We start from the raw sequence: 14,704 nt of genomic DNA, 5'->3' as shown, positions 1-14,704 counted from the left end.
AGGAATGAATGTCGTTCCTGAGAAGCGTGCGTCCGAGCAATCTGATCATCCTGACCGCGCTGCCCTTCATCATCTACCTGTTTATTTCCTCCGGCGACTATCAGCGCTCGCTGCGGGCGATCCTCGGTGTCGAAAACGGTTCGTCGGCCTTCGTGCCTGGCTTTCTGGCGCTGGCGATCGCATTTACTTCGGGCATCGCGGTGCTCGTATTCTCGCGCGCCAAGGCGCCGCGTCCGCGCCTCGCCAATGTGGCGGCGCTCCTCAATCTCGCTGCCGCCGCCGTTCTCGTCATCGGCCACAATATCCATCCCTTCATCGCGTCCGTCGTCGCCAATGGCGTCGATCCGTTCAAGTCGACATTGATCGCAAAGGGCGTGACACCACGGCAATTGACCGAGGCTGCGGATCTCATGGTGCAGGGCGTCGAGGCCTGGCTGTTTCCCGCCTATCTGGGGGTCACGCTGATTGGTCTTGGTCTTCATTTCTGGAGCAGACGTCCCGATGCTCCTCCTGACGGAAGGTCGCGCCGCATCGCGCGCTGGATCATCGGCCTCGTCAACGGTGCGGGTCTCGTCTTCATCTTCTTCTTCGCCCATATCGCCTTTGCGGCCGGTGTGGCGACCACCATCCGCGCGGCGATCGCAGCTTATATCCTGGCGGCGCTCATGGGCCTTGTCTGGGTTGGGCTGTTGCAACTGCACTCAACCGTCAGGACCAGCCTCTATTTTGCGATCGCCACCCTGGTGCTGGCGGTTGCGGCCGGCTGGTTCCTCATGCAGCCGCGCGACACCTACGTGCTCGCCGGCACGCTGGACGGCAAGGTCGGCATCATCACCAATACGCCGGCGGGGCTCATCAGCGCCGTGCGTTTCGGTCAGTATGAAGGCGCGCCGCAGACGGAAACGCCGGTCCGCACCTTCGTCGGCCCGACCGAGGCGCTGGCGTCGATTGCCAAGGGCGAGGGCGTTTCCGGGGCCTTGCTGCCGGCTGCCTCCGCTCCGGCAGACATGCCGGTCCTGTGGAAGACCGAGGCGCTCAACGACCGCGACCGTGCCGCCGGTGTCACCGTCGCCGTGCTTGCCATCATCCTTGGCCTTCTCACTTTCGGCGGCTATCTGCACCAGCGCCATCCTCTGGCGATCGGCTCGGAGTTCATCGTCGATACGATCCGCGGCATTCCGATGCTGGTGATCGTGCTTTATGTCGGCCTGCCCTTGAGCGGGGCGTTGAAGGACGCGACGCAAGGGGTGCTCGACCCGCCAAACCTGATGCGCGGCATCGTCGCGATGGCACTCGCCTATTCGGCCTATCTCGCCGAAATCTTCCGCTCGGGCATCAATGCGATCCCGGTCGGCCAGGTCGAAGCGGCGCGCAGCATCGGCCTCAACCGTTGGCAGACGGCGCGTCTCGTCGTGCTGCCGCAGGCTTTCCGCATCATCATCCCGCCGCTTGGCAACGAACTGATCGCGATCCTCAAGGACACGTCGCTGCTGTCGATCCTGTCGATCCGCGACATCACCCAGCGCATGCGGGAGTTCCAGTCGGCAAGCTTCCTGCCGTTCGCGCCCTATAACTCGGCGGCGATCTTCTACATCTTCCTGACGTTGGCGGCGGCCAGCCTCGTCAACATGATCGAGCGGAAATATGACATCAAGCACCGCTAGGCTCCGCACGGTTCTGATCACGGGCGCCTCCCGCGGGCTCGGCGCAGAACTCGCGCGGCTTTACGCCGAAGACGGCTGGCGGGTGATCGCCTGCCAGCGGGGACCGGTCGCGAGCGAAGGTTCGGCGGATCGGTTGGTGCTGGACGTTGCCGATCCCGCATCGATCGAGGCTCTCGGTCAGTCGCTGCAAGGCGTCGCGATCGATCTGCTGATCAACAATGCGGCCGTGCGCGGCGATACCGGCGGCCTCGCGACGCTTGAACCGGGCGATTTTCTCGACGTTATGCGCGTCAATGCGCTGGCTCCGCTGCTGGTGACGCGGGCGCTCCTTGCGAACCTGCGCGCCGGCGAACATCGCGTCGTCGCCAATATCAGCAGCCGCGCCGGCTCCCTTGCCGAAGGCACGCTCGATGATGATGACGGCGACTATGCCTATCGCTGCTCCAAGGCGGCCCTGAACATGGCGACGGTCAAGCTGGCGCAGGATCTGAAGGGCGACGGGATTTCCGTCGTCTCGCTGCATCCTGGTTGGGTGCAGACGGATATGGGCGGCAGCGAAGCCGTCGTTTCGGTGGCGACAAGTGCTGCCGGGCTGAAGGCGATCATCGACGGCACAGGTTTGGCCGATAGCGGCAGTTTCCGCGCCTATGACGGGCGCCGGGTTTCGTGGTGACAGGACAGTGAAATGGCAGACAGAGATTTGAGAACCGAGCAGGAATTGGCAACGATCCGGATCTGGCTCATTGAGACCTACGGCATCGAGGCAAGCCTCTCGCCGCTGCAGGGCGAGCACGATCTCAACTATCGTGTCTCGGCTGCCGATGGCCAGGAGTATCTGTTGAAGCTGCACGCTGCCGGCGATGCGGACGAACTCGAGATGCAGATTGCGGTGCTCGAACACATCGCCGCCAAGGATTCGGGGCTGCCGATCTCACGGACGTTTCGCGATCGCTCGGGTGGCGTCACCAGCAAGATCGAACTTCGAGGCCCGCGCACCGCACGGCTGCTCGCCTGGCTGCCCGGCGATATCTGGGCGAAGGCGCCGCTTCGCCACATGGCGAGCGCCGAAAGCCTCGGGCGCCTGCTCGCCGGTCTTGACCGCGGCCTCGAAGATTTCTCCCATGCGGGCGCCAAGCGGCTCTATGCCTGGGACATCGGCCGCGCCGACATGCACGCTTGCCATGTGGAACTGATCGACGGCGCCGACAAGCGGGAAGCGGTTCAGGCGATCCTCGAGCACTTTTCTTCGACGGTCCTTCCGCGTCTTGCCTCCTGCCCGAAGCAGGTCATTCACAACGACGCCAACGACTACAACGTGCTGCTCGACAAGGATGGCGTTGTCAGCGGCTTGCTCGACTTCGGTGATATGGTCGAGACCTGGCGCGTGATCGAGATCGCCGTCGCCTCTGCCTATGCGCTGATCGGGTCTCCCGATCCGGTCGGCACGGTTGCAGCCCTTGCCGGCGCCTACCATCAGGTCAATCTGCTAAGCGAGGCGGAAGTCGAACTGGTCTTCGATCTGGTCAAGACCCGCTACGCCGTCAGCATGTGCATGGCGGCAAAGCAGATCCGGGACAATCCTGAGAATACCTATCTGCTCGTCAGCCAGGAGGATGTCTGGCGCGAGCTCAATCGCCTGCAGGGCGAAAACCGCGCAATCGCCATCGCGCGCATCCGCGATGCCTGCGGCTTCGCGCCGATCCCGCATGCCGCTGCCGTGGTTCGCTGGCTCGAAAAGAACGCGCATGACTTCGCGCCGATCGTTCGGCCCTCGGTCAAAAAACCGAAGGTGACGGTGTGCGATTTCTCCGCCGCCGGCCCGGAGGCCGCGCGATGGTCAAGCCTCGATGCGGCGGAAGCTGAAGCCCGCATCATGGCCCAGATCGCCAGCGAAGGCGCCGCCTTCGGCATCGGCCTCTACGGCGAGGATCGCGGGATCTACCAGGGCGACGCCTATGAGACCGCGATCGAAGGCGCGCGGCGCTCGGTGCATCTCGGCGTCGACATCTTCGCGCCGGCGGGCGAGCCGGTCTCGGCACCCTTCGCCGGCAAGGTCGCCTACATACACGACGACGCGGTTGCCTTTGGTTTCGGTCCGACCGTACTTCTCGAGCACGAGGTCGAAGGCGGTCTGCGCTTCTGGACGCTCTACGGTCATCTTTCGCGCAACAGCGTTGCCAAGCTCGCCAAGGGGCAGGCGATCGCCAAGGGCGAGGTTTTTGCCGCCTTCGGTTCCGCTGACGAAAACGGCAACTGGGCGCCGCATCTGCATTTCCAGATCGTCACCGATCATCTCGGTCTCGCCGGACAGATGCATGGCGTCGGCGTGCGCGATCAATGGCAGGTCTGGCGCGAAGTGAGCCCGGACCCGAGCGTCGTGCTTGGCCTTTCGGTGCCGGTCTCTGTGATCGTCCCGCGCGACAAGGCCTTTCTTGTGCGTGAACGCCATCGTCGCATTGGTCGGTCGCTGAGCATCGCCTATAGCGCGACACCCTTGAAGATCGTCGGTGGCGAAGGCGCGTATCTGATCGACGAGGACGGCACGCGCTGGCTCGACATGGTCAACAATGTCTGCCACGTCGGCCATTGCCACCCGCGCGTCGTCAAGGCCGCACAGGCGCAGATGCAGCGGCTGAACACCAATTCGCGCTACCTGCACGATTCGCTGGTCGAATATTCCCGCAGGCTCGCCGCGCAGTTTCCGGATCCGCTCAACGTCTGCTTCTTCGTCAATTCCGGCAGCGAGGCGAACGACCTGGCGATCCGGCTGGCGCGCGCCTATACCGGCAATCGCGACATCATCACCGTCGACCACGCCTATCACGGCCACCTGTCGAGCCTGATCGACGTCAGCCCCTACAAGTTCGCCGGCAAGGGCGGGGAAGGGCAGGCGTTGCATGTGAAGGTCGCCGAGATGCCGGACCTCTATCGCGGGCGCTATCGCTATGGTGACGCGGATGCGGGCCGGAAATATGCCGAGGATGTGCGCAGCCAGGTTGCGGTTCTTGCTGCCGATGGTCGCCGCCCGGCGCTTTTCTTCAGCGAAGGCATTCTTGGGACCGGTGGGCAATTGTCGCTTCCGGAAAGGTATCTGCGCGAAGCCTATGCGCATGTGCGCGCCGCCGGCGGCCTCTGCCTCGCCGACGAGGTGCAGGTGGGCTTCGGCCGCGTGGGCAGCCACATGTGGGCGCATGAACTCCAGGGCGTCGTGCCTGACATCGTCACCATGGGCAAGCCGATAGGCAACGGCCACCCGATGGCGGCCGTCGTCACGACCGAAGCGATCGCGGCCTCCTTTGCCAACGGCATGGAGTATTTCAACACCTTCGGCGGCAATCCGGTCTCGGCCGAGATCGGCCTTGCCGTGCTCGATGTCATCCGCGACGAGCGGCTAATGAACCATTGCCGCGTCGTCGGTGACAGGCTGATGGACGGGGCGCGGACGCTCGCCGGCAAACACGCGATCATCGGTGATGTCAGAGGCCACGGCCTCTTCAACGGCATCGAACTGGTGCGCAACCGCGAGACGCTGGAGCCGGCAGCGCGCGAGCTTGATTTCGTCATTGCCGAGATGAAGCGCAAGCACCGCATTCTCTTGAGCAGCGAGGGACCGCACCACAATGTGCTGAAGGTGAAGCCGCCGGCGCCCTTCAGCGCCGAGGATTGCGACCGCTTCCTCGATGCGCTGGACGATACGCTTCAGCGTCTAAGCGTCTGAGACAAAAGACCAAAAACGGCCGCCTCCGGGCGGCCGTTTTGTCATTGCTCTCTGCTCTCAACAGCAAAATCGGATCGATGCGATTTTCCGCTTTACAAGAAAGTTAAACGTTTTTATCGTGCATATAAACGTTTAACTTGGTGCTGCAACTCGGCCGTTGGCCGCAGCAGTGCTCCGCCGGCAGGGAGGGCCCGTTGGCAGCGATCCGCATCGACAATTTGCGCAAAGGCTTTGGTTCGCTCGAAGTCTTGAAGGGTATCAACCTCGATATCGCCGACGGCGAGTTCGTCTGCTTCCTCGGTCCGTCCGGCTGCGGCAAGAGCACGCTGCTGCGCTCGATCGCCGGCCTCGAGGATCTCGACGGCGGCTCGATCCATCTCGGCGATCGCGATATCACCGACGTCGCTTCGGCCAAGCGCGACATCGCCATGGTCTTCCAGAACTACGCGCTTTATCCGCACATGAACGTGCGCAAGAACCTGTCCTTCGGTCTGGCGCTGAACGGCATGAAACGCGACGAGATCGACCGCCGCGTCGAGAGCGCTGCCGACATCCTGCGCATCAAGGAACTGCTGGCCCGCAAGCCGCGCCAGCTTTCCGGCGGCCAGCGCCAGCGGGTGGCGATCGGCCGCGCGATCGTGCGTGAGCCAAAGCTCTTCCTGCTCGACGAGCCGCTGTCGAACCTCGACGCGGGCCTGCGCGTCACCATGCGCGTCGAACTTGCGGCGCTGCATGAACGTCTCGGCGTGACGATGATCTATGTGACCCACGACCAGGTGGAAGCGATGACGCTGTCCGATCGTGTCGTTGTGCTCGACAAGGGCAAGGTCAGCCAGTTCGGTACGCCGCTCGAACTCTTCTATCAGCCGGCCAACCTGTTCGTCGCCGGCTTCATCGGCTCGCCGCGCATGAACTTCGTGACCACCGAAGTGACGTCGCAGGTCGATACGGCGGTGACGCTCAACGGCGGTGGTCTCGCCCATCCGCTCACGCTCGAAATGCTCTCGGCCGCACCGGTCGCCAAGCCCAAGTCGGTGACGCTCGGCATTCGCCCGGACAAGATCGAGCTGGTTTCGGCCGAGGAGGGTCACCTCGTCGGCGACGTGCGCCTCGTCGAGCGGCTCGGCACGGAAAGCCACGTCCATATCAGCCTTCAGAATGGTGGCGACATGACCGCGGTCGTGCGCGGCACGCATCCGGTTTCCGCCCGCGAGCGCGTGCATCTGCGTCTGCCGGCCGAGCATTGCCATCTGTTCGACGGCGATGGCCAGTCGGTTGCCCGACGTCTCGATGGCGAGACGCAGGCGCTCATCAATCAGGAAAAGGCAAAGCGGGTCGCGTAACCCGAAGGAGGAGGAGAAACATGCTCAACAGGAAGTCGATCATCGGCTCGCTGATGGTTCTGGGAATAGCTGGAACCGCCACGGCTCGCGCAGAAGAGACCTTGCGCTTTGCGACCTGGGACACGGACGAAAGCCTGGCGATCCAGCAGGAAATCGCCAAGAAGTTCGAGGAGAAGCATCCGGGCGTGAAGGTTCAGGTCGAACCCTATGCCGACGGTTACGATCAGAAGCTGATCGCCGCCTTCGGTGCCGGAAACCCGCCTGATGTCATGTATATGTGGAACTTCCCGCAATACTACACGTCGCTGAAGCCGCTCGACGAGCTGATCGCCAAGGATGCGGCCGAGATCAAGCCGGACGATTTCCCGAAGGGCCTGATGAACACGGTTCGTGTCGAAGGCAAGACCTACGGCATGCCGTCGGGCTTCACCACCCAGGTGGTGTTCTACAACAAGGACATGTTCGCCAAGGCCGGCGTCGAGGAACCGAAGGACGGCTGGACCTGGGACGACCTGCGCGCCAAGGCTGCCAAGTTCCGCGACGAGCCAAACAAGGTCTATGGCTTTGCCGTCGACGCCAAGCCCGACCCTTATGATTTCGAGCAGTTCCTCTGGTCGAACGGCACCAAGTACATTTCCGACGATGGCAAAAAGATCGACGGCTACATGAACAGCGACGCCGCCGCCCAGGTCCTCGACATGTTCGGCGACATGGCCAAGAAGCAGGAAGCGATCACGCTGAACCTCGGCGACGACACGTCGGGCAGCACGCTGTTCAAGGGCGGCAAGATCGCGATGTTCCAGAGCGCCATGTGGTCGAAGTCCGGCATCGATGCATCCGGCATCAAGTATGGCGTAGCACCACTGCCGAAGTTCGGCGACAAGACCGCCCACTCGGCGCTCGGCGTTTCGGCGATCTCGATCGCCAAGGATGCGGCCCATCCGGACCTCGCCTGGGAATTCGTCAAGTTCTTCTCCTCGCCGGAAGCGGTTGCCATGCGCATCAACGACCTGCCGGTGCGCACCAGCGTTGCGGAAGCAAAGGGCATGACCAAGGACCCGATCTACAAGCCGTTCTTCGACATTCTCGCGACCTCCAACACCGAAACCCATGCGTTCCTGAAGAACGCCAACTGGGGCAAGGTCCAGGACAATCTCGCTCGCGCCATCGAGGCGACGATGATCGACCAGGGCAATGCCAAGCAGCATCTCGACGAGGCGGTTGCCCGCTCGAAGCGGCTGATCAAGTAAGACAAGGGAGCCCGGGGAGATGGACATGACCTATGCAACAGCCGCAGTGCCGGCCGCGGCCAAGCGCAAGCGCTCGGCCTTCGCCCGCCACATCGCGGCCTATCTGTTCATTTCCCCGTGGATCCTCGGGTTTCTGTTCTTCACGCTTGGCCCGCTCGTCTTCTCGTTGACAATGAGCTTCTACGACTGGCCCGTCGTCGGTGAACGCACGTTCGTCGGGCTCGAAAACTATCGTTCCATGCTGTTCGAGGATCCGCAGTTCTGGGAAAGCCTCTGGATTACGGTCAAGTTTGCGGCAATCTATGTGCCGTTCAACATCGTCATGTCGTTCTTGCTGGCGCTGATGTTGCATAACATTACCTTCGCCAGCGGCTTCTTCCGCACCGCCTTCTACCTGCCGAGCGTCATTTCCGGCGTCGCGCTGGTGACGATCTGGAGCTGGATCTACAGCCGGGAATACGGGCTTTTGAACTTCATGCTCTCCTTCGTCGGCATCGACGGGCCGAACTGGCTCGGCGATCCCAACCTGGCGATCGTCGCCATCATCATCGCCAGCCTCTGGGGGCTCGGCGGCACGATGCTGATCCTCTTGACGGGCCTGAAAGCCATCCCGAAGGAGCTCTACGAGGCCGCAACCGTTTCGGGCGTTCCCGGCTGGGCGCAGATGGTCTTCATCACCCTGCCGATGCTCGGGCCGATGCTGCTCTTCACCTTCATCACCTCGATCATCTCGGCCTTCCAGCAGCTGACGATCGCGCTGCTTCTGACCAAGGGCGGACCGCTCGGCTCCACCTATTTCTTCGCCATGTACATCTACGACAACGCCTTCAAGTATTTCGACATGGGCTATGCCGCCGCCGGCTCCTGGGTGATGTTCATCATCGTGCTCCTGCTCAGCCTCGGCGTCATGCGCTGGTCGGCTGCCTGGGTCTATTACGAAGGCGAAGTCCGCCAGAACGATGGAGAGCACAATGCGTAAGACGCTGCTCTATTCCGCGCTCATCCTGCTCTCGGCGCTGTTCATCGCGCCGTTCTACTGGACCTTCATGACGGCGATCAAAAGCTCCGCCGAGCTCTACCAGTTCCCGCCAGTCTTCTGGCCGTCGGAATGGCACTGGGAGAACTTTGCCGCCGCCTGGAACAAGCAGCCCTTCGGCACCTACCTCACCAATTCGGTAATCGTCGTGGTGCTGTCGACGATCGGCCAGCTGATCTCGTCGTCGCTGGTTGCCTATGGCTTTGCCCGCTTCCGCTTCCCCGGCCGCGACCCGCTGTTCATCCTGCTGCTCGCCACCATGATGATCCCGTGGGACGTGAAGATGATCCCGCTCTACATGGAGTTCAACCTGCTCGGCTGGATCAACACGCTGAAGCCCTTGATCGTGCCCGCCTATTTCGCCGATGCTTTCTTCGTCTTCCTTTTGCGCCAGTACATCATGACTGTGCCCATGGAGATCGACGAGGCGGCCCGCATGGATGGCGCCAACGCTTTCGACATCTACTGGCGCATCCATCTGCCGCTGATGATGCCGGCCCTGGTGCTGGTCGGCACCTTCCACTTCATGAATGCCTGGAACGACTATCTCGGCCCGTTGATCTTCCTCAACGACCAGTCGAAATACACCCTCACGCTCGGCCTCTCCATGTTCAAGGGCCTGCACGAGGTGGACGTGACCTCGATCGCGGCGATCACCGTCATCCTCTGCCTGCCGCCGCTCGCCCTCTTCTTCGTCGCCCAGCGCTACATCATGGATGGCGCAGTCGGCTCGTCGGTGAAGGGATAACGGCATGCTGTTCGACATCGATACCGTGCCCTTCAGCCGCAGGGGCCGGTTCCTGACGCTCTCGATGATGCGCGTGCCTGGCCGCGACGGCGAACGTGCGCTTTATCTTCGGCACGTCGCCGGCGGCGACGAGCGGCCGTCTCTCGGCCGTCTCTGCCGTGTGGAATTTCTCAATGCGGAAGGCAGGGCCGTGACCCCGGTGCTCGTGCTTTCACCCGAACGACTCGACGCACGCGTCGGTGACGGCGAAGTCACCTTCGTCATCGGCGAAGGGGAGCGGCTGCACATATCCGGCAGACAAGCCGGCGTACGCTTTCATCTCGAAGGCTCGCGTTACGATTATGTCTACCGCACGCCGAACGGAGAGGATTGCCTCGTCGCTGCGGTCGAAAACGTCAAGTTCATCCCGCGGGCGATCACCGGCGACCTGAAGGTCACCGGCGCCTGGCAGCGCGATCATTCCGAAGACGTGTCCTTCGCCTTTTCGGGGACCGGTGCCTTCGAGGGCAATGTCGACTTCTTCCGCACCGTGCCGCCGGCTGATCGGCCCGGTCGGTTCGCCGAGGCGCTTTCGGATGCGAAGGCAGAATTCTCTGTGTGGCACGCGCGCGTTCCCGGAGGTGTTGACGGCCAGGGCGAGGCGCATCGGCTGGCAAGCTATCTGCTCTGGGCGAACGGCGTGCCGGCCGGTGGCGCGTTGACGCGGCCGGCGATCTACATGTCCAAGAACCACATGATCAACATCTGGAGCTGGGACAACGCCTTTTCGGCGCTGGGCGTTGCGGCCTTCGATCAGGATCTCGCCTTCGATCAGTTCGCAGCAATCTTCGACCACCAGGACGCCTCCGGCCTTCTGCCGGATTACATCAACGACCGCGACGTGCTCTTTGCCTTCACCAAGCCGCCGGTGCACGGTTGGGCGGTGTCGCTGATCGCAGCTGCCAATCCGGGCTTCCTGACAGCGGAGCGCAAGTCCTACCTGCGCGACGCCATCGGCCGACAGGTCGATTACTGGCTGACCCATGGACGCAAAGATGCCACGAGCCTGCCGTCCTATTTCCACGGCAACGACAGCGGCTGGGACAACGCCACCTTCTTTGCCGAAGGCGGCCCGGTGATCTCGCCGGATCTGCCGGTTTTCCTGATCCTTGCCTGCGAGGCATTGGCCGAGCTTCTTGAAGACGATCGAGAACGCCGGGCGGTGTGGCGGCAGAAGGCAGACGAGCTGCAGGCGCTGCTGTTCGAGCGCCTCTGGACCGGCGAGACCTTTGGCGCCCGGCTCGCTGCGGATCCGGAGCGGATCTTACCGGGCGACAACCTCATCCAGTTCATGCCGCTGCTGCTCGGTTCGCGGCTGACGCCCGACATGCGCGAGAAGCTTGTCGCGCGGCTCGTCGCCGGCGGTTTCATCACCGAATGGGGCCCGGCGACGGAAAGCCCGAAGAGTTCCTTCTACGAAGACGACGGTTACTGGCGCGGGCCGATTTGGGCGCCGACCACACTGCTTCTCTGGGATGGACTGCGCCGGCAAGGGAAGATTGAGCTCGCGCGCGAAGTCGCGGAAAAGTTCTGTTCACTTGCGAGCAAAAGCGGTATGGCCGAAAACTTCGACGCGCGCTCGGGGAGGGGCCTTCGCGATCGCGCATTCGCCTGGACATCCGCAGTCTATCTTGTGCTGGCAGCATCGCTCAGCGCTGACAACCCGTGACGAGCAGAACCGCCATGCAGAGACCGACGATCAAGACCATTGCGCAGGAGACGGGGCTTTCCATCGCCACCGTTTCCAAGGCCCTGAAGCATTCGCCTCAGGTTCGTCCGGAGACGCGCGCGATCGTGATCGAAGCGGCGGAACGCGTCGGCTACGAACTGAACATGCATGGCGTGCAGTTACGCACCGGCAAGACCTATCAGGTCGCAGCCATCATGACCGCGCCGGGTCCGAAGCAGAACGAATGGGAAGGCGTCGAATACGCCCAGCTCCTGAGCGGCATTTCCTGGGCGCTGGAAGACAGTCCCTATCGCGTCTCGCTCTATGCGGTCCGCAATTTCGAGGAGAGCCAGGCGGTCATCAAGCAGATCGTTTCGCTGAAGAAGGCCGACGGCATCATCATCTCGGGCACCCGCGCCGACGATCCCCGCATCCGCACGATGCAGGCGGCCGATTTCCCCTTCGTCACCTATGGCACCAGCATTCACAATGCGCCGCATGCCTATGTCGATGCCGACAACGAGCAGATGATCCGGGTGTCGATGGCGCGGCTCACCGAGCGCGGTCATCGCCGCATCGCGCTGCTCAACCCGCTCTCGGACTTAAGCTACGGCATCACCCGGCACGAAGCCTACAGGCATGCGCTTGATGTCGCGGGGCTTCCCTATGATCCGGCGCTCGTCGCCCATGGCCGTCTGACGCCGGCTTTCGGCCGCGAGAACGTGCTGACCATGTCGGAGCTCGGCAACCCGCCGACCGCCTATATCTGCGCCAATGAAGCCTCCGCGCTCGGCGCCTTCTCGGGCTTCCACGAGCGCGGGCTGGTGCATGGCCGCGATGCGGTGATCAACGCCACCGACGATCTCAACGTCAGCCAGTATTTCGCGCCGCCGATCACCACCTATTACCTGCCGATCAGTGAACCGAGCAGCCTGCTCGGCGCCTATATCCTCAGGCGCATGGAGGGTGAGCCGCCGGAAGCGCTGCAGACGCTGCTCATGCCGAACCTGATCGAGCGTTGCGACGACCGCTTGAACCCGAACCGTTGACGAATTTCACGCCCGCTCAGGGCGCTCATTCATGCCCTTGAATATAAACGTTTATATTCGAGGGCGCACAGACAAAACCCGAGGTCGGACCCAACCGGCCGTAAGACATGACGAAGGACCGGAACCCGTGCACATGCCCCTGACGAGATCGAACCGCTTCAACGCCAAAGAACAGCAGACGGACATGCTGGAACTCGGCGTCTGCTACTATCCGGAGCAGTGGCCGCGCGAAAAATGGGAAGAGGATGCCCGCCGCATGGTCGAGCTCGGCCTTGCCTGGGTGCGCATCGGCGAATTCGCCTGGGCGAAGATCGAGCCCCGCTCGGGCGAATTCCACTGGGAGTGGCTGGACGACGCGATCGAGGTGCTCGGCAAGGCCGGTCTTAAGGTCATTCTGGGAACACCGACCGCCGCACCTCCGAAGTGGCTGATCGACCGCTACCCGGACATCCTGCCCGTCGACGTCAAGGGTGTGGTGCGCAAGTTCGGCGCCCGCCGTCACTACTGCTTCTCCAGCCGCCGCTACCGCATCGAGGCGGCGCGGATTTCCGAAGCCATGGCCGAGCGCTACGGCAAAAACGCCTTCGTCCATGCCTGGCAAACCGATAACGAGTACGGCGACCACGACACGATCTACAGCTATTCCGACGAGGCGCTGCGCGCCTTCCGCGAATGGCTTGAGGCCCGCTATGGCACGGTCGACGAGCTGAACCGCGCCTGGGGTACGGCCTTCTGGGCGATGAACTATCTGAGCTTCGACGAGGTCGAGCTTCCGAACAACCTCGTCGAAGAGCCGAGCCCGACCCATATCGTCGACTACATCCGCTTCTCCTCAGACCAGGTGAAGAGCTTCAACAAGGCGCAGGTCGACATCATCCGCAAGCACTCGCCGGGCCGTCCGGTGACGCACAACTTCATGTCGCAGAACACCGACTTCGACCATTACAAGGTCGGCGAGGACATCGATATCGCGTCGTGGGACGTCTATCCGATGGGTGGCCTGCTCAATGGTCGTCTCTCGTCGGAAGACAAGGGCCGGTATCTGCGCGTCGGCGATCCCGACCAACCGGCCTTCAACCACGATCTCTACCGCGCCGTCGGCAACGGCCGCGTCTGGGTGATGGAGCAGCAGCCGGGCCCGGTAAACTGGGCCTCGCACAATCAGTCGCCGGCCGACGGCATGGTGCGGCTCTGGACCTGGCTCGCCTATGCCCACGGCGTCGACATGGTCTCCTATTTCCGCTGGCGCCAGGTGCCGTTTGCGCAGGAACAGTTCCATGCGGGTCTGCTGCTTCCGAACAGCGAGGCTGACCAGGGCTATCTCGAAGTCGCGCAGGTTGCCGAGGAAATGAAGCGTCTGCCGAAGGGTGAGCGCCGCGAGAAGGCGAAAGTCGCGATCCTGCTCGACTACAATTCGCGCTGGGCGACCCGGGCGCTGCCGCAGGGCCGCACCTATCTGGCTTCGCAGATCGCGCTCGACTGGTATTCGACCGTCGCCCGCCTCGGCGTCGATGTCGACATCATCGGCCAGCACTCGGACCTCGAAGGCTACCAGCTGGTGCTGGCACCCGACCTCGTGATCCCCGAACAGGCCTTTGTCGAAAAGCTTGCGGCGTCGGGTGCCAAGGTGCTTTTCGGACCGCGCAGTGGCAGCAAGACCGAGGACATGCATATTCCGGAGGGCCTGCCGCCGGGTCCGCTCGCCGCGCTGATCGACGTCAGCGTCGCGCGTGTCGAGTCGCTGCCGGAATTCCACGGCGAGAGTGTGCTTTACGGCAACGAGACCTATCCGGCCGGCGTCTGGCGCGAGACGGTTCGCACCAACGAAACCGTGCTTGCGACCTTCGAGGGCGACTATCGCAATGGCGCTCCGGCGCTCGTCGGCAACGACAAGGCACGCTACATGGCAACGGGTGCACGCGGCGAGCTCTTGGACAAGGTGATTGGCGATGCGCTCGGCTGGGCTTCGGTCGAGGCGCTCGCCGATCTTGGCGATCTGCGCATCACCCGCCGCGGCAAGCTCACCTTTGCCTTCAACTACGGCAAGACGGCCGTGGACGTGCCGGCGTCTGCGGGCGCAACCTTCCATGTCGGTGGCCGCAAGCTCGGCCCGGTCGACGTCGCGATCTGGTCGGAGTGACCGGAAGGCAGATTATCGCCCGCCGACCGACGCAGCACCCAAAAGCAA

Annotated in this window: 10 protein-coding genes; all 10 read left to right on the top strand. The window is 63.0% G+C overall.

All coding sequences use genetic code 11. From position 1 onward, the window contains the following. The first annotated feature begins 8 nt into the window (after positions 1-8). The gene (locus FA04_RS25865; protein WP_034805819.1) at positions 9-1,664 is read left to right on the top strand and encodes an amino acid ABC transporter permease; all 1,656 of its coding nucleotides are present in this window, start codon (positions 9-11) and stop codon (positions 1,662-1,664) included. Further along, the gene (locus FA04_RS25860; protein ID WP_034805822.1) at positions 1,645-2,337 is read left to right on the top strand and encodes an SDR family oxidoreductase; all 693 of its coding nucleotides are present in this window, start codon (positions 1,645-1,647) and stop codon (positions 2,335-2,337) included. The genes FA04_RS25865 and FA04_RS25860 overlap by 20 nt, the downstream gene beginning before the upstream one ends. A gap of 12 nt (positions 2,338-2,349) precedes the next feature. Then, positions 2,350-5,382 carry an aminotransferase class III-fold pyridoxal phosphate-dependent enzyme gene (locus FA04_RS25855; RefSeq protein ID WP_034805825.1) on the top strand — a complete coding sequence of 1,011 codons (3,033 nt, stop codon included), beginning with the start codon at positions 2,350-2,352 and terminating at the stop codon, positions 5,380-5,382. A 194-nt stretch (positions 5,383-5,576) separates the two neighbouring features. Next, positions 5,577-6,725, top strand: coding sequence for an ABC transporter ATP-binding protein (locus FA04_RS25850; protein ID WP_034805828.1), 1,149 nt, complete (start codon positions 5,577-5,579; stop codon positions 6,723-6,725). Between the two features lie 20 nt (positions 6,726-6,745). After that, positions 6,746-7,975, top strand: a complete 1,230-nt coding sequence (locus FA04_RS25845; protein WP_034805831.1) for an ABC transporter substrate-binding protein — start codon at positions 6,746-6,748, stop codon at positions 7,973-7,975. A gap of 25 nt (positions 7,976-8,000) precedes the next feature. Further along, positions 8,001-8,954: a carbohydrate ABC transporter permease gene (locus FA04_RS25840; RefSeq protein WP_234798784.1), complete on the top strand. Its 954-nt coding sequence runs from the start codon at positions 8,001-8,003 to the stop codon at positions 8,952-8,954. Beyond that, positions 8,947-9,759, top strand: coding sequence for a carbohydrate ABC transporter permease (locus FA04_RS25835; protein ID WP_034805833.1), 813 nt, complete (start codon positions 8,947-8,949; stop codon positions 9,757-9,759). Before FA04_RS25840 ends, FA04_RS25835 begins: the two co-directional genes overlap by 8 nt. Positions 9,760-9,763: 4 nt before the next feature. Then, positions 9,764-11,467, top strand: a complete 1,704-nt coding sequence (locus FA04_RS25830; protein ID WP_034805835.1) for an amylo-alpha-1,6-glucosidase — start codon at positions 9,764-9,766, stop codon at positions 11,465-11,467. 14 nt (positions 11,468-11,481) lie between these two features. Then, a complete protein-coding gene (locus tag FA04_RS25825) occupies positions 11,482-12,516 on the top strand; it encodes a LacI family DNA-binding transcriptional regulator (RefSeq protein WP_034805837.1) in 1,035 nt (344 codons plus the stop codon). Positions 12,517-12,643: 127 nt separating this feature from the next. Next, entirely contained in the window at positions 12,644-14,656 is a 2,013-nt protein-coding gene (locus FA04_RS25820; RefSeq protein ID WP_034805840.1) for a beta-galactosidase, read from the top strand. Positions 14,657-14,704 lie beyond the last annotated feature (48 nt).

Source organism: Ensifer adhaerens (genome assembly GCF_000697965.2).
In the GTDB taxonomy this organism is placed as follows: domain Bacteria; phylum Pseudomonadota; class Alphaproteobacteria; order Rhizobiales; family Rhizobiaceae; genus Ensifer; species Ensifer adhaerens.
This window is presented reverse-complemented; position numbering and strand designations above follow the sequence as displayed.

Bases quoted from the DNA above. Each gene is read 5' to 3' on its own strand.
- FA04_RS25865 (WP_034805819.1), top strand. From the start codon at position 9: ATGTCGTTCCTGAGAAGCGTGCGTCCGAGCAATCTGATCATCCTGACC.
- FA04_RS25860 (WP_034805822.1), top strand. From the start codon at position 1,645: ATGACATCAAGCACCGCTAGGCTCCGCACGGTTCTGATCACGGGCGCC.
- FA04_RS25855 (WP_034805825.1), top strand. From the start codon at position 2,350: ATGGCAGACAGAGATTTGAGAACCGAGCAGGAATTGGCAACGATCCGG.
- FA04_RS25845 (WP_034805831.1), top strand. From the start codon at position 6,746: ATGCTCAACAGGAAGTCGATCATCGGCTCGCTGATGGTTCTGGGAATA.
- FA04_RS25840 (WP_234798784.1), top strand. From the start codon at position 8,001: ATGACCTATGCAACAGCCGCAGTGCCGGCCGCGGCCAAGCGCAAGCGC.
- FA04_RS25835 (WP_034805833.1), top strand. From the start codon at position 8,947: ATGCGTAAGACGCTGCTCTATTCCGCGCTCATCCTGCTCTCGGCGCTG.
- FA04_RS25830 (WP_034805835.1), top strand. From the start codon at position 9,764: ATGCTGTTCGACATCGATACCGTGCCCTTCAGCCGCAGGGGCCGGTTC.
- FA04_RS25825 (WP_034805837.1), top strand. From the start codon at position 11,482: ATGCAGAGACCGACGATCAAGACCATTGCGCAGGAGACGGGGCTTTCC.